The 24,186-nt window shown below is 44.4% G+C and carries 17 protein-coding genes; 4 read left to right on the forward strand and 13 right to left on the reverse strand.

Going from position 1 to position 24,186, the window contains the following annotated elements; all coding sequences use genetic code 11:
* Positions 1 to 29 precede the first annotated feature (29 nt).
* The 12 genes from guaD to mocA all read right to left on the reverse strand — a co-directional run bounded on the left by guaD (position 30) and on the right by mocA (position 19,854).
* Positions 30 to 1,346 (reverse strand): guanine deaminase, encoded by a 1,317-nt coding sequence (guaD, locus tag L4C32_RS07435; RefSeq protein ID WP_428196232.1) that lies wholly within the window; start codon positions 1,344 to 1,346, stop codon positions 30 to 32.
* Between the two features lie 96 nt (positions 1,347 to 1,442).
* A complete protein-coding gene (locus L4C32_RS07440) occupies positions 1,443 to 4,316 on the reverse strand; it encodes a molybdopterin-dependent oxidoreductase Mo/Fe-S-binding subunit (RefSeq protein ID WP_428196233.1) in 2,874 nt (957 codons plus the stop codon).
* Positions 4,317 to 4,318: 2 nt separating this feature from the next.
* Entirely contained in the window at positions 4,319 to 5,113 is a 795-nt protein-coding gene (gene ygfM, locus L4C32_RS07445; RefSeq protein WP_428196234.1) for a molybdopterin-dependent oxidoreductase FAD-binding subunit, read from the reverse strand.
* A gap of 333 nt (positions 5,114 to 5,446) precedes the next feature.
* The gene (locus L4C32_RS07450; protein WP_428196235.1) at positions 5,447 to 6,313 is read right to left on the reverse strand and encodes an FAD binding domain-containing protein; all 867 of its coding nucleotides are present in this window, start codon (positions 6,311 to 6,313) and stop codon (positions 5,447 to 5,449) included.
* Positions 6,310 to 6,792, reverse strand: a complete 483-nt coding sequence (locus L4C32_RS07455; protein WP_428196236.1) for a (2Fe-2S)-binding protein — start codon at positions 6,790 to 6,792, stop codon at positions 6,310 to 6,312. Before L4C32_RS07455 ends, L4C32_RS07450 begins: the two co-directional genes overlap by 4 nt.
* The gene (locus L4C32_RS07460) at positions 6,782 to 8,926 is read right to left on the reverse strand and encodes a xanthine dehydrogenase family protein molybdopterin-binding subunit (RefSeq protein ID WP_428196237.1); all 2,145 of its coding nucleotides are present in this window, start codon (positions 8,924 to 8,926) and stop codon (positions 6,782 to 6,784) included. The genes L4C32_RS07455 and L4C32_RS07460 overlap by 11 nt, the downstream gene beginning before the upstream one ends.
* A 14-nt stretch (positions 8,927 to 8,940) precedes the next feature.
* Positions 8,941 to 10,269 (reverse strand): putative aminohydrolase SsnA, encoded by a 1,329-nt coding sequence (gene ssnA / locus L4C32_RS07465; protein ID WP_428196238.1) that lies wholly within the window; start codon positions 10,267 to 10,269, stop codon positions 8,941 to 8,943.
* Between the two features lie 13 nt (positions 10,270 to 10,282).
* Positions 10,283 to 13,402, reverse strand: a complete 3,120-nt coding sequence (gene ygfK / locus L4C32_RS07470; protein WP_428196239.1) for a putative selenate reductase subunit YgfK — start codon at positions 13,400 to 13,402, stop codon at positions 10,283 to 10,285.
* A 417-nt stretch (positions 13,403 to 13,819) separates the two neighbouring features.
* Positions 13,820 to 15,184 (reverse strand): nucleobase:cation symporter-2 family protein, encoded by a 1,365-nt coding sequence (locus L4C32_RS07475; protein ID WP_428196240.1) that lies wholly within the window; start codon positions 15,182 to 15,184, stop codon positions 13,820 to 13,822.
* 107 nt (positions 15,185 to 15,291) lie between these two features.
* Positions 15,292 to 15,768, reverse strand: a complete 477-nt coding sequence (locus tag L4C32_RS07480; protein ID WP_428196241.1) for a (2Fe-2S)-binding protein — start codon at positions 15,766 to 15,768, stop codon at positions 15,292 to 15,294.
* Positions 15,765 to 19,007 (reverse strand): molybdopterin cofactor-binding domain-containing protein, encoded by a 3,243-nt coding sequence (locus L4C32_RS07485; protein ID WP_428196242.1) that lies wholly within the window; start codon positions 19,005 to 19,007, stop codon positions 15,765 to 15,767. The genes L4C32_RS07480 and L4C32_RS07485 overlap by 4 nt, the downstream gene beginning before the upstream one ends.
* Positions 19,008 to 19,272: 265 nt before the next feature.
* On the reverse strand, positions 19,273 to 19,854 hold the full coding sequence (gene mocA / locus L4C32_RS07490) for a molybdenum cofactor cytidylyltransferase (protein ID WP_428196243.1): 582 nt from the start codon (positions 19,852 to 19,854) through the stop codon (positions 19,273 to 19,275).
* Positions 19,855 to 19,895: 41 nt separating this feature from the next.
* On the opposite strand from mocA, the gene yqeC reads away from it, so the two are divergent.
* From yqeC to L4C32_RS07510, 4 genes are read left to right on the forward strand one after another with little or no spacing between them, the layout of a single operon-like run.
* Positions 19,896 to 20,759, forward strand: coding sequence for a selenium cofactor biosynthesis protein YqeC (gene yqeC, locus L4C32_RS07495; RefSeq protein ID WP_428196244.1), 864 nt, complete (start codon positions 19,896 to 19,898; stop codon positions 20,757 to 20,759).
* Positions 20,760 to 20,795: 36 nt separating this feature from the next.
* Positions 20,796 to 22,394 carry a selenium-dependent molybdenum cofactor biosynthesis protein YqeB gene (gene yqeB, locus L4C32_RS07500; RefSeq protein ID WP_428196245.1) on the forward strand — a complete coding sequence of 533 codons (1,599 nt, stop codon included), beginning with the start codon at positions 20,796 to 20,798 and terminating at the stop codon, positions 22,392 to 22,394.
* An 18-nt stretch (positions 22,395 to 22,412) separates the two neighbouring features.
* Positions 22,413 to 22,832 (forward strand): MauE/DoxX family redox-associated membrane protein, encoded by a 420-nt coding sequence (locus L4C32_RS07505; RefSeq protein WP_428196246.1) that lies wholly within the window; start codon positions 22,413 to 22,415, stop codon positions 22,830 to 22,832.
* A 32-nt stretch (positions 22,833 to 22,864) separates the two neighbouring features.
* On the forward strand, positions 22,865 to 23,428 hold the full coding sequence (locus tag L4C32_RS07510; protein WP_428196247.1) for a rhodanese-like domain-containing protein: 564 nt from the start codon (positions 22,865 to 22,867) through the stop codon (positions 23,426 to 23,428).
* Between the two features lie 47 nt (positions 23,429 to 23,475).
* Here the strand turns inward: L4C32_RS07510 and L4C32_RS07515 are convergent, their stop codons facing one another.
* The gene (locus L4C32_RS07515; protein ID WP_428196248.1) at positions 23,476 to 24,054 is read right to left on the reverse strand and encodes a GNAT family N-acetyltransferase; all 579 of its coding nucleotides are present in this window, start codon (positions 24,052 to 24,054) and stop codon (positions 23,476 to 23,478) included.
* Between the last annotated feature and the right edge of the window lie 132 nt (positions 24,055 to 24,186).

Below are 24,186 nucleotides of genomic sequence, written 5' to 3' on the forward strand. Positions count from 1 at the left end.
ATTGAAATAGGGTAACTGTCTTTACATCATTAGCTGCGTTCGTATACCAATCGACCATCTACATAGGTGCGATAAATGCTGCGATCATCCGCTAATGTCATTAAAATAAATAGTTCATCTGCTAAGGACTTAGAGTTATCGAACCTAAGCTGCTGCAGTGGGGTGGCACAGGGATCGATGACGACAAAATCCGCTTCTTTACCGACTTCAAAGTTACCAATTAAGTGGTCCAGTGAAAGTGACTTAGCACCACCTAATGTTGCCAAGTAAAATGCCTCAAACGCCGGTAAACGATACTGTTGTAGCTGCATCACTTTGTAGGCTTCATTCAAGGTTTGTAACATGTTAAAAGTGGTTCCAGCACCAACATCGGTTCCCATACCCACTCGAATATTACGCTTCCAAGCTTCTTGCAGTCTAAATAAACCGCTGCCCAAATAGAGGTTAGAGGTTGGACAGAATGCGATGGCTGAATCCGTTTCTGCTAAACAGTCCCACTCTTCATCTTCTAAATGAACACAGTGTGCAAACACACTCTTCGAACCAGTCAGTCCATAGTGGTGATAGACATCTAAATAACTTGAGCGTTCTGGGTATAAATCTCTAACCCATGAGATTTCATTCTTATTCTCACACAGGTGCGTATGAACATAAGTATCCGGGTATTCTGCTTTTAACTTACCGGCCATCTCAAGCTGTTCAGGGGTTGAAGTAGGAGCAAAACGAGGTGTAATGGCGTATAACGCGCGACCTTTTTTATGCCATTTATCAATCAACTCTTTGGTTTGGTTATAGCTGATATCGGCAGTATCGAGTAGATAATCAGGTGCGTTTCGGTCCATCATCACTTTACCCGCGATGATTCTCATATTGATTTTTTCAGCAGATTCGAACAGTGCATCAACAGATTCTGGGTGTACCGTACCAAACACTAGCCCAGTTGTGGTGCCATTTCTTAATAATTGTTTGATAAAGAAGTTCGACATTTCGCGTGCGTACTCTTTATCTGCGTATCTGGCTTCCGTAGGAAAAACGTAGTTTTCAAGCCACTCCAGCAGCTGCTCCCCATAAGCCCCCATCATTTCAGCTTGCGGATAGTGAATATGAGTATCCACAAAACCCGGCATGATCATTTTGCCAGGATAGTGACGAATACGAACAGTGGCAGGAACTAAGTGCTTTCCATCTTCCCACTGTCCTACCCACTTAATGCGGCCATGTTCGACTAGCATTAATCCATCTTCTATATAACGTAAGTTCTCTTCAATTTCTTCCGGTTTATCGACCACTTTCGCGATATCTAATAGTGTCCCACGAATTGCTTTTACTGCGTGTGAAAATTCCATAATACCCTCTAAACTTTATTTCATAATTATAATTGTTTTTATCAATAATAAAAAAGCGGTCTTTCACAGAGATGCAAAAGACCGCTTTGAGGTTTTTTATATTTTATTTAACCCTTTCAAGATTTTTTCTGGTGTAAAGTGCCACTCACGTAACCACACGCCACACGCATCATGGATAGCAGATGCAATCGCTGGTGCTGCACCATTCACACCAATCTCAGAGATAGATTTCGCGCCATAAGGCCCTACAGGATCATCACTCGGTACTAATACCGCTTTGAACTCAGTTGGGATATCACCAATTTTTGGTGCGCCGTAGCTCTTCAGATCGCGTGTTAATGGGCTACCGTTATCATCATAAATCAGCTCTTCACTCATACTATGACCAATCGCTCGCATACTAGCACCGTAAATCTGACCTAGCGCCAAATCTGGGTTGACCGGTGTACCACAGTCTAATAGCGCATGGAATTTATCCAGCTTGATCTCACCCGTACGAGTGTTGACCGCTACTTCAGCAAAGTTAGCACCATATGGGAAAGCGAACTCAGACGTTGTAAAGCAACCGTTGGTTAATAACTGTCCCCAACCTGTGCCACTCTCAGCAGTATGAGCAATATCGAAGAAGCTGACTGTTGCGCCTGTTTTACCTTTCACTAAGCCAGGTGCAACAATGGTGACATCTTCAACCGGCTCTTTTAGCAATTCAGCACCGTATTTCAAGATTTTCTCTCTCATTGCTTCCGCTGCAAGTTTCGCCGCGTTGCCAGAGAAGCACGTTCCTGAAGAAGCGTATGCACCTTTATCAAATGGGGCGTGATCAGTGTCGCCAGAGTGGATGGTGATATCATCCAGTGGACAACTCAACACTTCCGCTGCCAACTTAACAATCACCGTATCCAAACCGGTCCCGATATCGGCACCCCCTGAGTGGATAATGAAGGTACCATCAGAAGCCATCTTCATGCTACAGTTTGCTTGGTCGATATCTGGGATGCCTGATTTCTGCTGAATAATGGCAGCACCACGGCCTACCTTCCAATCACCATTTGACGCCTTAGGTGAATCCCAATCAATCAATTTACGACCTTCGCGTAGAATCTCTTTCAAGGCACAGCTGTGCACTTTAGGAGTCGATGTCGGCATTTTACCTTCACCAATCGCCGCCAAAATCTTCAACTCTTGGCCTTCAACAACCCGGTTAGTTTCAATCATGTCTAAATGATCAATGCCTAACTCTTCTGCCAGTTCCGCCATCGCCATGGTTAACGCAAAGTTACCTTTTGGCGCACCGTAGCCCTGATATGCACCGGTAGGACAGATATTTGAGTAGTAAGTTGTTACGCGGAAATCAACGTTATCACAAGGATAAAGTGGTAAAGAGAGCGCTGGGCCATTTGAAGGTACGGTTAACGCGTGGTTACCATAAGGACCAGTATTGGCTAGGAACTCCATATCAATCGCAGTCAGTTTACCGTCTTTGGTCGCGCCAAGTTTCACCGTAACTTTAGCAACGTGACGAGTAGAATTACAGATGAACTCCTCTTCACGTGTATGGTGGAAATAGACCGGACGGCCAGTTGTCCATGTCGCCCATGCACAAACGTCTTCAAGTAAGATATCTTGCTTCGAACCGTATCCGCCGCCTACGCGCTCTTTGACGATGTGTACTTTGTTCTGTTTAATCCCTAGGATCTTCGCCACTTGACGACGAACATGCCACGGCACCTGAGTCGCATCATGCATGACTAAACGCTCACCATCCATGTAGCTGTAACAGATGTGCGTTTCTACTGGCAGTTGTTGTACCTGTTTCGATTCGTAAGTACGTTCCATAATGACGTCAGCTTCTGCAAAACCTTTCGCTAAGTCACCGATATGACCACGAACACTGGCGGCAATATTTTTACGTGGGTAACACCCGATTGGGAAGTTAACGATTAACTTTCCTTCACGTGGGTCAGCATTCTCATTCTGCTCAGCAAGATCATCCGGAGCACCTACACCATATTCGATTGGCTCATTATGAATGATAGGGGCATTAGCATCACGCGCTTCATCAATGCTCATTACCGCTTGTAGTACGTCATATTCAACATCAATTAACGTTAATGCGTGCTCTGCGATCTCAACGCTTTCCGCTACAACAGCCGCTACACGATCACCAACATGACGCAGTTTTTGACCAAACATACGGCGATCAAGTGGCGATGGCTCTGGCGCACTTTGTCCGCCTGGGGTATAAGGTACATCGGGACAGTTTTTATGAGTGATGACAGAAACAACACCCGGAAGCGCTTCCGCTTTTGATACGTCTAATTCAGTGATCCATGCGCTAGCGTGTGGGCTACGTAGCATTTTAATAACACATGCATTAGCAGGAATTCTGTCTTCCACATAACATGGCTTAGCTTGAACCATAACTGCCGAGTCTATTTTCGGGCTATTTTTGCCAACAACATTAAGCTCTTCGCGAAACTCAGGCGCAAACTGTTTAGTGTAGCTAGGATCTTTCATTCGATTGGTTGCCAGTTCTACCACTTCATAAAACTGTTGATAACCTGCATCACGACTGAACAGTCCTGACAGCGCATCATCAATCACATCACGTGATGGTTGCGCGTCTCTCTCAAGTAACTCAGTCAAAATCAATGCCAATGCGGGATCGTTATACCCTGACTGTACAACACCAACATCGATCATCGCTTGTTGAACTAGGCTAAGTTGATTCCATTCGCCTAGAGATTCCGCAGTCACTACAGACTTATCTTGTAATTGAGCTGCTATCAGCATTGAGGCATTAACCAGTTTTCCATTCAGTAAAATAACGTCTGAACCTGCAAAACCAAAACCATCATCACTATTACGAACGGAGTGATAACCTAAACCGTGTAGTAGCGTTTGAACGTTCTCACCTAGCTCACATTGTATTGTTTGTAGGTGGTCATTTAATGTAAAAGTAATAGTCATGATTAAATATCCTTTGCTAACTGCTGACATTCTGCAAGTAGATCGGTAATGATAACGCCAGCAACATAACGTTTATACGCAACGCCGCCACATAAATCTTCTACGGGGTGTACGGCTTCAGAAACAGCTTGCTCTAACAATTCACCTTTCAGATCTTGAAGTTCCAGATCACGTAAACGTACTGGCGTGGCATTTCCATTATATTTCGTAGACACACCATCAATGGCGATGATTTTGTTACCATTTTCATCAATAGAAACTGCGGCAGTCATTACGGATAGGCCTGCTGCAGAACGTGTTAAGTTATACCCGATACACGCAATTTGAGGGTTTGGAATGATGACTTTAACAATTAATTCTCTTTCGTCTGCATTGATATATTCTTCAACGTTCAATTCACGATCATCAGCAAGAATCACGCGGGCACGAAGTGCAAACAGTGCTGGCACAATAAGAGCTTCACTCTGTTTAGCGGCAATCTCTCCACCAATCGTCGCTTGATTACGAACGTGTCTTGAGTAAATAAACCCTGCCGCTTGTTTAAGTGCAGAAGGCGTGAGTTCATGATCGATCAATGTTTGAATGTTGCACGTTGCGCCTATATGCAGCGCTTCTTCATTCATTTCGATCTTATCAAGGTCCAATTTATCTAGCGAAATGGCAACAGTTTTGTTTGTTTTGGTTGGCGCTGCATTAAGCTTAGAACCACCAGAAAACCAAGTTGACACACCCGCATGTTCTTTTGCCAATTGGAGGGCTTGAGCTGTAGAGTTTGGTTGTAAATAATGTTCAATCATTGTGGTTACCTTTTTGAATCTTACGTAATTTAAAATCAGTAGCTTCTTCTAATTTAAAAATATCCGCTCATATCAGCAGCTTCTTAAGTACTAAATAGCAACATTTAAGCCAAAATTTGTTGATAACAAACTAACTAAAGATAATGTGATATTGGTCGTGATTTGTTCGTTTTTCAGCGAATTTATGCTGTTTATGACGCAAAAATTCATAATCCAATGTGTGCCGAAAATTAAATCCAATACCAAATATGATTTTCTGAGAGGTTTTTTATCAAAATAAGAAAAAAGGCTATCAATTTGATATTGATAGCCTTGATAGGCGTTTCATCTTGATTATTGGTCGGCTAATTGGTTCAACCAACGTTTCAACAGTGCTAATGAAACACCGTGACGATAACTAGCTGTAGAGCGTTGATCATCAATAGGTTTAATAATGTCACCATAGGCGTTAACCACCTTATTGACCAATCTCTCTTGTATCAATGCCGTTGGCGGTTGTTGGCATAACAGTTTCTCTATCTCGGTTGATCGGATCACCGTAGGGCCAACAGCACCAAAGGCAATGCGCCAATCAACCATGACATCATCAACAACCTTTGCAACTCCCACCACAGATAACTTAGTAAGAGCATTTGCTGCTCGGGTTCCTACCTTGTGATAAAAACTGATAGGCCACTCTACATTAGGAATGAGTACTGCAATAAGCAGTTCATTTTCAGCGATTATCGTTTTTCCAGGTGCGGTGATAAAATCACTGATGGCCACCGTACGTTCTCCATCCACACTAGCAAGTATCACTAGCGCCTCAAGCACATACAGGGCAGGCAGTGAATCCGCAGCCGGTGACGCATTGCAGATATTGCCTGCGAGTGTCGCTCGATTCCTCAAGGCAGGTGCCGCGATACTACCAACACTCTGTTGCAGTATCTCTGGGACTAATGGATCACTCTCTATTTGATGGAGTTTGGCTCCTGCCCCAATACTGATATAACGGTCTCCTTTTACTGTTATCGCTTTTATCTCTTTTAATGACGTAATCGCATCTAAAAAGATTACGTTTTCATTATATTCTGGAGGGATCCCTGGTCGTGCACTGTGCTGAACCATGAGATCAGAACCACCAGCGAACAGGGTATGTTTTGCCTGTGCTAGCTTATCTAACACAACCTCCAGCGACTCGGGTCGATAACTGACTGTCATAACTCCCCCCATTTTCGCCATGCGATTTTTGCGGCATCAACAATCATGCTGTAACCCGTACAACGGCACAGGTTGCCTGATAATGCGGTGCGGATCTCCAACTCTGATAACCCGTCCGCATGGCTGTTGTATTTCTGCTCCATTAATACATAGAGCGCCAACACCATACCAGGAGTACAGAAACCACATTGAACCCCTTTTGCTTCAAGCAGAGCGTTAATGATGCACTTCCCTTTGACGGTCTCTCTTAATCCTTCAAGTGTTGTAATGTGTTCCCCTTCTACCTGAGCAATAGGCGTCATGCACGCATTCACCAGTTCGCCATTTAATAATACCGAACAGGCCCCACATTCACCTTCGCCACACCCCTCTTTGCTCGCGGTGTTGTTCAAGTCATCACGCAATACATTCAATACGGATTGCATGGGCTCAGATTCGACCTGAGTTAATTTATCATTGAGATAAAATTCAACTATCATAATGATCACTACCTCTTAGTGCTTCAAACACCTTTTCATCGGTGACAGGAATGGAAGAGAATGGTCGATTGATCGCACACTCAACAGCTGCTGCGTATGCTGCTGCAGCTCCATTATGGGTCAACTCTCCACCTCCTTTAGCTCCGCTAGGACCATATGGATAAGGGTTATCAACCAAATCACTCTCAATAGTCGGCACATCCAATGCGGTAGGTATCACATAATCCGCCATGGTTCGTTGGGCAAATATTCCTTTGTCGGTCAGCTCCATTTTTTCGCAACTTCCATAACCAAGCGCTTGCACCATGCCACCGTCAATTTGTCCTTTAAAGACCTGCTCATCGATCGCTTTACCGATATCAAATACCCCATAAGCACCGATGATTTCCGTTTGACCCGTCGCCATGTCTACTTCGACTTCAACCACGTTAACGCCGTAACTTACCACTTGATAAGCATTGCCTTGGTAATTCTGCTGATCCCAAACGTGATAGTCAGGTTTACGGTAAGCTTCATTGATTTCGATATGCTCGCCATCAACCCATGCTGCACATAACCTCTTCGCTGCTTTTTCAAGTAAATAACCAACAATAACGATGGATCTTGATGCGACGGTTGGCCCAGAGTCAGGGACCTTTGCCGTATCCGGTGTATCCAAGAATACCGTTTCTATAGGTTGTTTTAGATTTTCCGCTACGATTTTTCGGAAAGTCAAACTTAGCCCTTGCCCCATATCAGTATTGGATGCCAAGATATGAACTTGATTATTGGCTTGTTTAATGATGGTTACTTTTGCGTTAACCAACACATCTTCCAGATCACCGGCAAAACCACAGCCATGCTGGAATACCGCCATTCCAATTCCTCGGCATTTCTCACTTCGCTTTGGATGATGGCTGTATTGGTCGACTTTATTGCGATATTCCGATAACGTTTCGATTCGATCCATCATTTTGTCCAGCACTAAATCGCCAAAAATAGTACCGCCGGTTAACGAGGTAGCTTCAGAGGTTAAGAAGTGTTGCTGTTTAAAGAAAGCAGGATCTTGTCCGATTTTTTTAGCCACATGATTCATGTGAGTTTCAATGCCAAAGCAGGTTTGTGGTGACCCAAATCCTCTAAATGCACCAGTTGGCACGGTATTGGTTGCCCAGGCATTGCCATTAACTCGGACATTAGGAATATCGTACACATTGGTTGCGGTGGTAATTGAGCGTTGTAGGACAATCCCCGACAGACTCAAAAAGGCGCCACAATTAATGTCTATATTTATCTCCATCGCCACAATTTTACCATTGGCATCAAGTCCGGTACGGTAATGGAAACTCGCGGGATGTCGCTTGGAGGTAAACGCAATATCTTCACTGCGCTCAAGAATCACTCGAATTGGGCGTTGCAGTTTTTCAACCGCAACAGCTAACGGACCCGCCAATACATCAGGGTAATCCTCTTTACCACCAAACGCGCCGCCTGTTGGGCACTGAATCGCTCTTACACGATCATGTCCAAGCACTACGGCCATACAGTGATGCACATACCAAGGACACTGCATTGAACCTTCAACCACCACTTTTCCATCTTTGGGATAACCCACAACACCTTGTGTTTCAAGATAGATGTGCTCTTGATAACCCGTCTCGCACTGCTCTTCAATCACAGTGACAGCGTTGGAAAATCCCTCAACAATATCGCCTTTATTGAGCACATGACTGTCAAACAGATTATTACTTCCGTGAATAGGCCCGTCTAAGGCAAACTTGGATTGAGGGATAGTATAAGCAGGGGTTTGAGGGAGGTACTCTACGTCTATTTTTTCGAGTAGCTGTTCAATAATTTTAGGGTCCGGACCGACGAGTAAAAATATCGTCTGACCGACATATCGAACTTCTTTTTCCGCAAACGCAGGCCAATCGATTTCAACGATTGGCAATGCATTTTGTCCAGGTACATCTTCGGCACCAAACAGGTGATAACCTGCTGGTAGCGTTGGGATTTCGACCGTTTTAATTATGCCGCGAGGACATGAGGAGCGATAAAATCGCCCCTCAAGTACGCCTTCATAATGACGGTCAGCTATATACTTCGCTTCTCCAGTAGCTTCTTGCCACTTAAACTTAGTATTAACTGCGTCCATAACCAAACCTCACATTAGTTTAGTTGATCCATTGTGTTCCAAACACGCTTAGCTACCTTTCTAGCCTCAGCGTAAATTGGTTCGATATCAAATGGGAAAGCTCGGTCTTCATAGCTGAATTTACCCTCAACCATGACACTGTTTACGTTCCCTGCATTCATGCCAAAAGCGATATGACCCGCTAGATTATCTGCCTCAAACGGTGTTGGGCTTGTATAATCTAAGATGGTTAAATCCGCTTTATTGCCCGCATCTAAGCGGCCAAACTTGGCGCCAAAGTTCCTTGCCAGAATTTCATTACCATTCCACAAGCTCTTCGCAAAACTATCAGGCCATAATGGACCACCCGCATCACGATGTTTAAAGAACGAGAATTTAAGCTCTTCAAGCATGTCTGCACCAATACCATCGGTACCTAATGCTACATTTTTGAAGCGAGTTATTTTCTGGTTGTAGCCCACATTATTGTTCATGTTTGAACGTGCGTTATGGACTAAGAAACCGTTTTTCGCATTTAAGATATCGATATCACGGTCAGATAAGAACAGACCATGTGCTAGCAATGTCTTCTCATTGATCAAGCCAAAGCTGTCTAAACGTTCAACAATGTCTTGATCGTAATGATGGTGGCTGTGTGTCACATCATAACGGTCTTCGGCGACGTGAACGTGAATCCCACGTCCTGTTGCCTGTACCGCTTCCGCCATCATAGATAACCCTTCATTAGTCACAGTAAACGGGGCGTGAGCACCGATGTGGGACTCAACAAGATACGGGCTATTACCGCTGGCTTTCTCACTATCAATCAGGTTCGCGAAGTTGATGTTCTCTTCCACACCCGCCATCATCTCTTTCATGCCGTGGTTACGATCGGTCGTTTCATAGCAAGTCATGCCACGCAAACCTGCTTTGAGGAACCCTTTGCGTAACGTATTCAATGAACCGGCAATGTAATTTGGCGAAGCGTGATGATCAATCACTGATGAACAACCACTTTTCACCGCTTCCAGTGAACAGATAAGCCCGCTGTAGTAAACCGCCTCTTCGTCAAGTGCGCGGTCCATTCTCCACCACAAGTTCTTCAATATTGAGATGAAATCAGGGCTAGGTTTAATGTCTGCCATGATGCCACGTGCTAACCCCGAGTAGAAATGGTTGTGCGAGCAGACAATACCCGGCATCACCACTTTTCGATTCATCTCTTTCACTATCGCATTTGGGTACTTAGCAGTTAGATTTTGGCCGACTTCTTTAATCAGAGCCCCATCAATAACAATATCTACGCCTTCCTTGATGAGCGCAGGCTCAATCTGGATAGCTGTTGCATTTTTAAGTATTAACATGCTGTTATCCTTATTAAAGTTCCACTGCACCCAATAGGTAGTTGTGGTTTGCATGAACGTAACTGATCATTGTTGATTCATCTTTCAATGATTTCGGCAGGTCAACTTCACTCTTATCATTGATCGTAGTACGGTAAATTTCTCCACCCGCACGTAGCAGAACACTTGAACCGTTAACAAAGAAGCCGCTGTTGGTGCTGTTTTGGAAATCCGCTTCTAGGTTGTAGATTGTGAACTTGTCTTTGTATGGCTTGCTATCCCAAGGGCAGAACTGAGCACAGTTACCACACTCATTACAGTAAGCATCTAGGTGCAATGTTTGGAACTTATCTTTGAAGCCCGGAATCGGCAGTGAAATGTTGGCACGGTTTGGACAGACATCCACACACTTGCTACATACGTATGAACATTCTAAACAGCGTTGCGCTTCCTGCTCAATAAAGGCGTCATGATCAGCGGCTTCTAACTCTTCAGCTTCGATCAATTTAACTTGGATTTCACCTTTACGATCATAGACATCAGCAACATCAACCGCTTGCGTTGCGTCTAACTGTTCATCCTCTTTCGCTTCGCGCTCTAAAATAGCGGTGGCTGCTTTTCTACCACCAGATATAGCAGAAACAATTGACGAAGGACCTGTATTTGCATCGCCCATTAAGAAGACATTTTCGACACCAGTTTCACCAGTATCAACGTCAACTAGCGGCCAACCGTCGCAACCCATTGGCACACCCATACGAATCAATGTGTCACAGTTACTCTGCTCGCCAATCGCGGTAATCAGTGCATCAGCTTGAAGCTCAACCGTTTCATCCGTTGCAAGTGGACGACGACGACCTTTCTCATCAGGCTCACCTAGTTTCATCACACGGGCTGTCAACTTACCATCAGCTTCAAACGCTTCAGGATTAGTTAAGAACATGAATTGCACGCCATCTTTAACCGCTTCTTCATACTCCTCTTTGTATGCAGGCATCTCAGCAAGAGTACGGCGGTAGATGATAGTCACTTTCTCTACGCCATCCACTTTCAATGCGGCACGCGCACTGTCCATCGCTGTGTTACCCGCACCGACTACAACTACGTGTTTGCCTAAGCTTTCCGCTTTACCTGCAAACTCACCATCATTAAAGCTGCGTAAGAACTCTAGAGATTTAAAGACATTGGTATTCTCACCAGAGAGCGAGATTGGGTTGCCTTTATCGGCACCTATTCCTAGACAGACGTACTTGAAACCGCTCTCTTTCAGTGCTGAAACAGTAAGATCTGGATTACAGCCATATTCGAAAGTCACACCATGTTGCTTAACAAAATCGATGTCATGCTCAATGGTTTCTGCTGGAATTCTAAACTGTGGAATGATGTTTTTAACCACACCACCAGCCGTTTGTTCCTTCTCAAACACAGTAACCGGGTAACCTGCTCGTGCCATGAAGTACGCTGCAGATAGACCTGCTGGGCCGGCACCAATAACGGCAACAGGATGCTTAGTGGTATCGAGTGCGTTTTGATGCCACTTCGCTTTGTAACCTTCCCACCCTTTTGCTAGCGCCACTTTCTTCATTTCACGAATGTTCAGTGCACCTTCATAGTCACGACGGGTACAGTTGTACTGACACTGGTGATCACAAATGTGTCCCGTGATGGCAGGTAGGGCATTACGTGCGTAGATGATCTCTAGCGCTTCAGTGTGCTTGCCTTGGCCCATTAAGCGGATGTATTCAGGGATATCTTGACTGATTGGACACGCCGTTACACAAGGCGCAACATAACAGTCAGTCAATGGTAGCTGTTTCTTAACAGAGATCTCTTCAGGTCCACGCCACTCTTTCTGGGTGTAATCAGCAACGAGAGATTTAGCAGCTAATACTTCAAGCTTCACCAAATCGATAGATGCCATGCCCCACTCGCTGCTACCTTCTAGCTCTTTAGCGCAATCTGCCAAGCGCATATAACCACCAGGTTTAAGCAGATCGGTCGCCATGGTAATTGGACGGATACCAGTTTCAAAAATCTCTTTGATGTTAAACTTGCTTGCGCCACCCGAATAAGAGATAGGCAGTTGACCATTAAACTCACGAGAGAGCTCAAGAGCCACATTAATTGACAATGGGAACAGTGCTCGACCAGACATGTACATCTCTTTGTCCGGTAAACGCCCTTTTTTGTTTAATGTGCCCAGTGTATTGGTAAGCTTAACGCCAAAGCCGATGTCATGGGTTTTACCCAAATCAACCAGTCTATGTAACATCGCTTTTGCATCATCAATCTGTAGATCATGGCTGAATGACTCTTCGCTTAATGCGATGTAATCAAAGCCTGCGTTATCCAAAATCGAACGAACACGTTTAAAGCCAAGTAACGTTGGGTTCAGTTTTACAAACGTATTGATCTTCTTCTCTTCAATCATGTAACGACAGATCGCTTCGATCTCGTTCGGTGGACAGCCGTGCATGGTTGAAAGCGTAACGCCTCGAGTAAGTTCTGAGCTCACGTTGTTGGCAATCGCTTTAAGTTCCGCTTCCGTATACTCAGATGCATGATCAGCGATGAAATCAGGATCGGTAATAAACCGTGATAATTCATTCACGTATTTTTCAAAATCTTGATGCTTACTTGAATCCAACATGTCGTGGATGTATTTTTGCATCGGTGCGGTTTTAATGCCGTCTAAATCGTACCCTACACTCATATTGAAAATGAATGCACGCTCTTCTCCTTTGCGGAATAGGGCTTCTAACAGGTGTAAAGCAACCCAAGCTTTTAGATACTCATCATACGCTTTGATTAGGGTAAACTCGGTTGACCATTCAGTATTGAAACACTCATCTTCTGCATCAATACAAGGCTTAGCAATTTCAAGCTGATCCATTTTCTGAACGGTTTTCAACTCCATAAAACGACCACCAGCAAGCCATGAACAGATGATGTTCTGTGCGAGCTGTGTATGAGGACCCGCGGCAGGGCCTACGGGAGTTTCACAATTCTCATTCCAAACGGATAACTCGTCTGAGTTTTTCTTGTTATAAAATTGCTTCTCTGGAATACCAAAAATTGACCGGCTCTCTTTGTACTCGCAAAACATTCTCTTGAGAAGCTCACCAAACGGTACGGGACGCATGATGTCACCCATTGTAAATCTCCTTTCAGTACACAGCCAGCACGTCTATGTGCCACGTGTATGATAATTAAAGTGTTGTAATAGCGTTAAAATTCTTATAGTCACGACTAAAATTGCAACTACTGCGCCAAACTTCGTCAAACGGGTTTTAAAGGGAAGGTTTCGTGATGAAGGTCAAGAATTTGCGGATTGTGTGAGGTTAAGCACTCTATTTCGATGTGCTTTTTCACTCAGGTTATTGAGCGAAATGCGTATGATTCTTAGTCACCTCGGTGGGAGTATCAATTTAATACCAAAGTATCACTTTGATATCTATCAGCACCATTATCAATAGCCGATAAAAAAGCACCTTATTCATATTCAAGCCTCGACAGTGCGACTTGAGTATACGAATAAGGTGCCAAATACCTCACTTATTGACGCGTTACGTTACGGATTACTTTTCGCCTTTGTTAACATCCCTTTTGCTGTGATGTCAGCGTCTTTGTTCTTTTCACTTATCTCTTTACTCTTTTTAGAACGAGGTAAAATAAGATTAAGTACAACCGTAGCTAACGTTCCGGTAGTGATCCCTGAATGGAACAGCATTTTCAGATCTTTTGGAAAATGTTGTAGTAGGTTTGGCTCTAATGTGACTGCCATACCTGATGCCAAACCAACACACACCACTAAGGCATTACGTCTTGAGTCGGTGACATTAAGCAGCATTCTGATCCCCGCATAGGCGATCATACCAAACATCACAAAACCAACTCCGCCCAGAACCGGTTTCGGCACTGTGACGGCTAAGGCCGCGACTTTAGGAAATAGGCCCGCTAAAATCAACAAGCCACCTGCAACACCGACCACAAATCGGCTTGCTACCCCACTGATACCAACGATACCGACGTTTTGGCTGAAACTCGCGACAGGCATTGCTGTCATGATGGCACCAAAGGTACTACCAAGACCATCCCCTAGTAAACCACGGCGTAAATCTTTACCTGTCACCTCTTTATGACAGTTACTCCCTAGCGCCATAAAGTCTCCCGTGGCCTCTGCCACCACCACCACATAAACCAGCGTCATACTGATAATAGCGGGTAAGGAAAAGGTCATCCCATATTTAAAGGGTTCAGGTAGTGCAAACCAAGATGCCGAATAAAGTTGATCCATGCTGACCATACCAAGTGGTATGGCAACAATGTAACCCGCCACTAAACCCACCACAATGGCCGATGCAGCAATAGCCCCTTTACAATAGACTGACACCCCAATAACCACGGCTAACGAGAATGCTGCTAAAAAGATTTTTGGCAGTGAAGCAAAGCTCATGTCACCGGCTGGCGCATCACCAATCCAGTTCATGGCCACTGGCATGATAGTTAAGCCGATTAACGTTACCACAACGCCACTCACCACTGGTGGGAACAACTTTTTTACTTGATCCATATAGAAACTGGCAAGAATAACCATGAACGACCCCACAAAAGCGGCGCCAATCACACTGCCCATCCCTTGGCTACTACCGATGGCGATACACGTTCCTAAGAAGGCGAAACTGGACCCCATCACCACAGGTAAACGGATACCAACTGGTCCTATCCCTAAACATTGAACTATTGTCACCACACCTGATACCAATAGGGAGGCACTGATTAAAGTAACGATCTCACCGGGTGGAAGCCCTATGGCTCCCCCGACTATCAGAGGCACAGCAACGATGCCTCCAATGGACGCTAACATATGCTGTAGTGCAAGGAAAAAGGTAATGCCATACGGCGGTTTTTCATTCAGTTGATATAGTAACTTCATTGTTGTAGCCTCAAAAGTTGAATGCGTTGGTTCCTCCCCTCGTATCTGTGACAAACCCGAGATACTCAGCAAAGAGGAACGTAATTAAAAAACAATGTTATTCAGTACTATCCTTTATCGGTATTGAGCTCCTTAATAACAGATTTTATCGAATTTAAAATGGGTTGATATCCAGTACAACGACAGAGGTTTCCCTCTAGCGCATCTAATATTTCAGTTTCTGAAGGGTCAGGGCTTTCATCAAGCAGCGCTTTACTGCTCATTAACACGCCTGGAGTGCAGAATCCGCACTGAACGCCACCTTCGGTGACAAAGGCATTTTGCAGTTTTTTCGCTACCGGGTCCTCTTTGACACCTTCAATGGTGGTCACTTCAGCGCCATCGCATTGTGACGCTAGGATCATGCAAGAGCAGACGGCTTGGTCATCCATAATCACCGTACATGCCCCACACTCTCCGACAGCACACCCCTCTTTGGTGCCCGTTAATTTAAGTTGATCTCGGACAACGTCCAGTAAGCGAAAGTTATCGTCTACTTCAAGTTGCTGAATGACGCCATTGACGGTTAGATTTATCTTGTTCATAGCGAAGCCTCTTCATTTGCTTGGGTAGCCACTTCTTTCATCAGATCGTTGAACATATTCAAATAGACGGGTTGTTTGTATTTCGCAGACCAGCGTCCACCAATCGCACTATCAATCATGTCCAGCAAGATCTTCTGTGCTCGGTCAAGACGCTCTTGAGTTAATGTCGAACCGATTAATGCATTCTCAACCTCAATCAAACGCTGTGGTTTGCTAAATAGTGCGCCATCCACCAAATGACAGAAATCAACCTTAGCTTGCTCATCAAATCCGATGATACAAGTCAAACTCAAACGGGTAATATTAAGCGCATTACGACGACCTAATTGGCTGTATTTTTCGATGAAGGTTTTGTTCGGTTGTGCGTTGATTAACTGCTTAGGAATAATGATGCGGGTTAATAACTCCCCGCTCTCGAGCGCCGTGCGGTACGTGCCAGTAACAAACTCGGTGATCGGCATTTTACGAACATGGTTTGCGCTACGAAGCTCCACTTGGGCGTTATAAGCGATCAATGGCGGCAATGAGTCAGCACAAGGGGCTGCGTTCACAATATTACCACCCACTGTGGCTCGGTTACGGATCTGATTCGAACCAATGGTGTGCGCCGCCGTTGCCAGCAGCTGGAAGTATTGCTGAATAGCAGGGTGCTTCACTAAGCGGTTGAAGTTTACCCCTGAGCCAACAATCACCTCACTCTCCGTCTCCACGATCTCACTTAACCCTTCCAGGTTCGCGATATTGACCAGTGTCGACTGTTCGGCATGCAAACGGGCTTGAACCAATACATCGGTTCCTCCCGCAATGGGTTTGATGTCGCCTCTCTCCATCAAGGTAAGGGCGTGATTCAGTGAGTCAGGGTTGATCAATTTGAGGCCGGTAATGCGTTGAGTCTGTTTTTTCTGCTCGCTGGTTGCTAACAGCTCACTCTGACGAACTGGTTTTTTCAAATTGTAACCCAGTACTACCTGTTCTAACGTAAGAGGTAGCTGTCTAAAACGTTGGTTAAGGGCAAAACTAACCGCATTATTAATCGCTGCTGCCGCTAGTTCTGTCGCTGGTTCACCAATACTTTTCGCGCCAAATGGGCCGCCAACATCATAGTTTTCCACCGCGATAATATTGATGTTAGGGATATCTTTAATGGTTGGTAGTAGGTAGCTATCAAAGTTTTCTGACTTCAATTCGCCATTCTCAATGTTGTAATCTTCTAATACGCCCAGACCAAAGCCTTGAGCGATACCACCAGTTACCTGTCCTTCAAACCCAATCTGGTTAATTACCTGACCAACATCATGTGCTGCCGTAATATTCAGTAAGTCGATTTTGCCCGTACTTGTATTGACTTTTAGCTCAACCACCTGACACGCGTAAACCCAAGTGAAATATGGGCTGCCACTGCCTTTCTCTTCATCCCAACTGATATCAGGTTGATCAAACCAACCATACGCCGCTAAGTTGACTCCCGCCCACTTCGCTTTGTTCACCGCATAGGCGAAGGTGACCGAGTGATCAGGTTGGTTTATGTTTCTGATTTCGCCATTCACCCACTGTGTCTCTTCCAATGAGCACACTGCTAACTCTTCAGCTATCACCTCATAGATTCGGGCCTTTACCGTTTCAGCGCCCTGTTTAATAGCGTTACCGCCAGTAACCGTCGCGCGTGAAGCGACTGTTGGCCCCCCATCGGAGATCATAGATGTTGGTGGTTCAGTAAAGCTTATCTCATCTAGGCTAACGCCAAACACTTCCGCCACGATCAGTACCATGGTGGTCTGTAATCCTTGGCCATTCTCACACACACCTGTTGAGATGTTTATACTGCCATCACTGTTCACAGAAACCAATCCTGACGAGGTATCGACCCCTTCAGCTCCCATAGAACAACCGCGATAACTCACGGCCAAACCGATTCCATATTTATTCGGGTCATCCGACGCATTTAGGGCTTTAAAGGTTTCAATTTTTTCAAGGTAGTTGGATTTTTCAGCGGCTTTTTCTAACACTTCATCAACGGATACCGTGTGATTACTAAACTGCTGATTAGTAATACTGTGTCCATCTTGTTTAATGGCATTTCTGCTTCTCACCTCAAGGGCACTGATACCACATATCTGTGCGATTTCATCCATGAGTGACTCGTTAGCGTAAACGATTTGTGGGGAGCCAAATCCACGCATAGCACCTGAATAGGTGTTATTGGTATAGACGCCTTGAACATCCACACGCACGTTCTCAATATCGTAGGGACCAGCAGCTTGTACCACAGAACGCCACGTTACAAATGGCGTACACGCAGCATAAGCACCACTGTCTGCAATGATGTTGATTTTCATCCCTTCAATTTTTCCATCACGATTGAAACCCACTTTGTAGGTCATGTGATAAGGGTGACGCTTGCTACTTTCTACAATGGATTGCTCACGAGTATAGGTAAATTTAACCGCTCTTTTTGTCAGCATGGCCATTAAACCGGCACGACAAGATAAATGATCGATGGTGTCATCTTTACCACCAAACGACCCCCCCATGACGGCTCGTCGTACATCCACTTTTGATTGATTAAGCCCAAGGTAACTGGCTACAAATCCTCTTACTCGGTGAGGGTTTTGAATTGATCCCGTTAGAATGACATCACTATTGGTAGGATCGATATATGCGGTGATTGATTCAGGCTCAATGTAGGCATGCTCTTGGAAGCCAATCTGATAGACCCGTTCAATCACTTGATCCGCTTTAGACAGTCCCAGTTCAATATCACCACGTTCGGTATGATGCTTGGCGACCACGTTAGACTCTTTGTCTGGGTGGATTAACCTTGCGTCTTCCTTTAATGCTTCGTGCACATCGGTGATAGGGAGATACGGTTCATACTCTACAACAATGGCATCCACCGCCTGACAAGCGATTTCATAGGTTTCAGCCGCAACAATGGCAACCACATCACCCATGAAGCATACTTCATCATTTACAAGCGGCAGATAATCTCTAATGATCACTCCAGCAGTAGGGTCACCCGGAATATCGTTAAAACAGGCGATACGGGCCACGCCTGGAATTTTTTCAGCCTCGGATATGTCTACTTTACTGATCTTTCCTGCAGGAATGTCGGCATATCGACAGACACCATAAAGCATATCCGACAATTGGATATCATTGCCATATATTGCCGTTCCTTCCACTTTCTCTTGACCATCAACACGAGTTACACGCTTACCAATTTGATTAAAGCCACTCATTGAATGTTCCTTCTCAACGTCATTTTGAAAAAGTACTGTCTAAGCTACTAAGCACACTAAATAGAGTACTAGGCAGATTTCAGGCCCACTTTTATAAAAATGAAAACATTTACGAAGGAATGTGATTTGTAACGGTTTTTTTTTTAATTTTTGCGGTTTTTTTTGATGCAGGAGGCGAATTTTTAAACAGTGGGAAATTTTAGGATTGGTGAAATTTATGGTATCAAAATGATAATCGCTGCTCATAATGATAGCAGCGGGGCTATCACTGATTCTCTAATAGGTATTGATACGCTTCGGGAGTATCAACGTCTTGATATATCTGTGTACACTGCAGCGACAAATAACAAACATCCTTTTGATTTATAACTTTTTTCATCTTCCCATCTCGTGACTGAGACACAATATCAGCGATCAATTGTGCACTAAGGAGAACCGGATGCCCTGCTTTGTGCTTGGTACCTGGAAACAACGTATAATCGCCACGATTATTCCACAGTTCTTGGTAAGTATCGCGTTCGATACAGGGCATATCTCCATGACAAATAAAGAAATAATCCCCTTTGACTTGCTGCACACCCAGCTGAATTGAGCCAAACATTCCTTGTTGATAATGAGGGTTCATCACGACTAATACATCACGATTATCTTGGTATCGTTGTTGCAACTCTTCACCACGATAGCCTGCAACGACAATGACTCGACTACAAAAAGTAAGTGCATTTTCAATACTTTGGTCAAGGATTGTTTGCCCTTTGTAAGGTAGCATCAATTTCCATTGCCCCATTCTCGATGAGAGTCCTGCAGCGGGCATCACGCACTCTATGGGGGTCTCTGTTCTTTTCATTGGCTTCTCTATTAAGGCTACATTATGGTTACGGTACTGCGATGACTGAATTAAAAAGGCAACTACCCTCTCTATTCCCTTTGGTAATACCTGCAGTGGATCCTTTGGCTGCGCCCCTTGTAATCTCACTAGTGGGCGGTGGCGGTAAGACTAGCTCGGCTTTTTGGTTAGCGCGGCAATGTCAACAAGCAGGTCACTGTGTTTTGGTCACGACCACCACAAAAATGTACATGCCAGAATCGCACCAAGCTGATCATTTTGTTAGTGACGAAAGTATAAACAATCACATTGATAGCTCATTAAACCATTACTCAAGCTCAACCTTATTATCTCGCCTTCAACAGCAAAAACATGAGGCTTCAATCACATTTTGTTTTCAACAATGCGTCCATTCACCCTCAGATTCTTTTGATAAAAAAGTGACCGGTGTCACCCCGAATCTGATTGACGATCTTAAAAGTAAATCCCCTTTCACAGTTTTAATTATTGAATCGGATGGCGCCAAGCATAGACCAATAAAAGCCCCGTCTAGGCATGAGCCTTGCATTCCTCTCTCTACAGATATCGTCGTTGGCGTCACAGGTGCAGAGTGTATCAATCGATACGCCGATCCTATGAACATTCATCGCTGGGATTGTTTTTCTCTTATTACTCAATGCCAAGCGCAAGATGAGATTGATCATCGCGTATTGAGTCAGTTACTAGAACATCCAGATGGCATGTTTAAACAGGCACCTGTCAACGCCGTCAAGATTTGGTTAATTAATAAAGTCGACTTAGCGTGCAGTTATCAACAGATAAAAGAGACCGCTGTAGACGTCTTTAACCAAGTTAAACAACTTGACGAGGTTTGGTTAGCTGCCATGCAGGACCAGACGCCAATAAAGGAGTTAATGAAGAGGTAGTTCACACTGCCTCATTCATGCATTGAGGTCGTTTTAATGAATATTTTTAGCCAAGCAGCTCTACTTGAACAGAATAATACTCCCTTTGCTTTAACCAATATTATTGAAACATCGGGTTCTTCACCACGTCACACAGGCCAAATGATCGTCAAAGAAGACGGGTCAATTATTGGGACCGTAGGTGGAGGAATGATTGAACGCTACGTGATAGAGCAAGCGGTTGAAGCCATTGCAGCACGCGAGCCGCGAGTAGTTAAAGGAAGAATGACCCGCTCAGGACCTGAAGCAATGGACATGGATTGCGGTGGCTCAATGACGGTCTCTATTGATGTTCATGGTTTACGCCCCTCTTTATTGCTCGTTGGTGCAGGTCACGTAAACCGCTCCGTCGCCCACGCCGCTCATGTTCTTGGCTTTGATATTACCGTTGCTGACGCCTATGAAGAGAGCCTATCTCCTGGCTACTTCCCCGAAGGAACCAAGCGAGTTCTAGGCGATACTATGGAAGATGCCATCTCTAAATTGAACATCACCAGCGACAGTTTTGTCGTCATCGCGACCAACCATCAAGATCAAGATGCGATTTCTTCAATTGTGAAACACAAAACTAAATACATTGGTTTAATGGCCAGTCGTCGAAAAGTCCAAACCCTGTTTAACCACCTTAGAAAATGTAACGTCAGCAATGAGCTTATTGGTGCCATCCACTCACCAGTAGGCTTTAACATCGGCGCGGAAACACCAGAAGAGATCGCCATCAGTGTTATGGCGGAAGTGTTAAAAGTAAAAAACAGCTCTGCTGGTGGATTATTAAAAGATGATGTTCGAGTTAACCGCAACAAATTGATGCTGATCCGCGGTGCCGGAGACATTGCAACGGGTGTCGCAGTCCGTCTTCACAATTGCGGGTTTAAGGTGGTTATGACCGACATCGCTCAACCTACGGTGATTCGTTGTACTGTTTCATTTGCACAAGCCTTGTACGGAGAGCCCGTTCAAGTTGAGGGCATAACCGCACAAAAAGCCAGCAGTTGTCAGCAAGTCTACGCCATTTTAGACGCTGGAAATATTCCCGTCATGGTGGACGAAGAGTGTTGCACATTAAGCAGTTTAAAGCCCACCTTTGTGGTGGATGCTATTCTTGCTAAACGTAATCTGGGTACCACTAAAGATATGGCGCCGATTACTATCGCGTTGGGGCCTGGTTTTAATGCGGGCGTAGATTGTCATGCGGTTATCGAAACGAATCGCGGACACAAATTAGGCCGTGTGATTTATCAAGGTGAAACCCAAGCCAATACTGGAATTCCGGGCAACATTGCCGGTTATACCCATCAGCGCGTCATTCGTTCTCCTTGCGATGGTGTAATGCATAACCACGTTGAACTGGGAGACATTGTGACAGAAGGAGACATCATTGCTCATGTGGCAGATACCCCAATCGCAGCGCCACTGAGTGGCATGGTGCGCGGGCTACTTAATCCAGGTTTGACCGTGACCGAAGGGTTTAAAATTGGAGACATTGATCCTAGAGGTGTGGAGGCTGACTTCACTACGGTATCAGACAAAGCCCGTGCGATTGCTGGAAGTGTACTGGAAGCTGCACTCTATTTAGAGCGAACCACACAATTATAACTGAATGAGATTATCATTATGGACAGAGAGTCGATTTTCTATCATATCAATCGTTGTTTACTCATATTCACAGCAGCATCTATCGCCTTAAAGGGCTTGTTGCAACCGGAATATTTCGCACTATTACTGCAAGACACTGGTTTGGTTTCTACCATGATGTCCAAGCCAATAACGTCGCTACTATCACTAACCCTTGTCGCCTTAGTGGTGGGTTATCTCACTAAAAAAGTGAGCCTGATCCCTCTATTAGCTGCCATTACCATCTATCTTTCTGTTATAGGGCTGGCACTCTTTCAAGGGTTAAATATCGACTGTGATTGCTACCAACTTGGCTCCATTGAGTCCACAGTTTACGGTAATATCGCGCCACAATTTTTGGTTATATTAACCCTAACCTTCGCCACCGCTTTGCCCATTTTATTTTGCAAACGGAAGTAATTTAAACCTCATTGATCTTTAAGGACATCGTTATGTTGGCCAGAAAACAGTACGCTCCAATTCCACCTTGGTTACGAATAGTGATCATCGCAATAGGTGTTGGATTTGCCATTTTTTTACTCTCTACCTCCGCTTTGTTTGTCGATAATAAATACCAAGCTGAAGTAAAAAAAGAGTCCATTGCACTTAAACTTCATAACGAAGCGATGTCTGGCCAATATAAGTTAATTGATACCGCAACATTAAAGCAACAGCTCGACAATAAACAACCGATGTTAATTGTAGATGCGATGCCATTTGAGAAGAGCTACCAAATTGAACATATTCCCACTGCCGTTCAGTTTCTTTTCCCAATATCGACCATGGTGAAATGGAACATAGAGGAGACAGGCAATAAAACCATCAATGACTTTACTGCTCTACTTGGTAGCGACAAATCTCAAACATTGGTTTTCTATTGTGGGTTTGTGAAGTGTGGTCGTAGTCATAATGCTGCATCGTGGGCGATTAAGTTGGGATACACCAATGTCTATCGCTACCCTGGTGGTATTTACGCATGGAAAGGCAACAGATACTCCACCATGAGCAGCAATTAAACAATGTTCACTTCCCGTTTTCATACAGGTTAACGGGAAAGTGTGAGTTACTTTGTTGTTGCCATTACGATCGTTTCATAGGGTATTTTATAAACAACCTCATCGAGCACAATGCCAGCCATCGAGGTTACTTTCAGTTCTTTATATACTTCGCCGCCCAATGATTCTGCAATTTGTCGACTGGACACATTATCTTTATCCACCGGATATGTCGCGTATTCGAAAACGATATGTTCAACAGCCCAACTCGCAAGGGTCTTAATTGCTTCTACACCATACTTATGACCATGAGCCCCTTTCTTCAACCAGATGCCAAACTCTGGGGTGCAGTTTTCATCTCGCCCGTGCAGTCCGCAGCAACCTAAAAACTCATCGGTCTCTGTATTAATGATCACCAAAAACACCTCCTTCCCAAGCGTCATCAACCCTTTTGCATGCTGAATAAAATCCAACGTATCTTCAATCACTTCTGCGGGCTTTGGCATCATGTAACGGGTAATTTCTGTAGTAAATTCAGTGAATATTTGTTGAGAAAATGACTCATCGATTGATTGTAAGTGAAGGCGTTCACCACGAATAATTAATGAATTGAAATCGGTGTTATTAGGCTGTTGCAGTTCAAACATTATCGACTCACTCCTTCAGTGCAGACGTTATCGTAATTTATTAATTTGAGGTTAAACTACATATTAAATATAAAATAAAGCGTTCCATGTACTTTTACTACTGATAGATATAATACATAACATGCCCATAAC

The sequence above is a fragment of the Aliivibrio kagoshimensis genome, from assembly GCF_050337105.1.
Lineage (GTDB): Bacteria > Pseudomonadota > Gammaproteobacteria > Enterobacterales > Vibrionaceae > Aliivibrio_A > Aliivibrio_A kagoshimensis.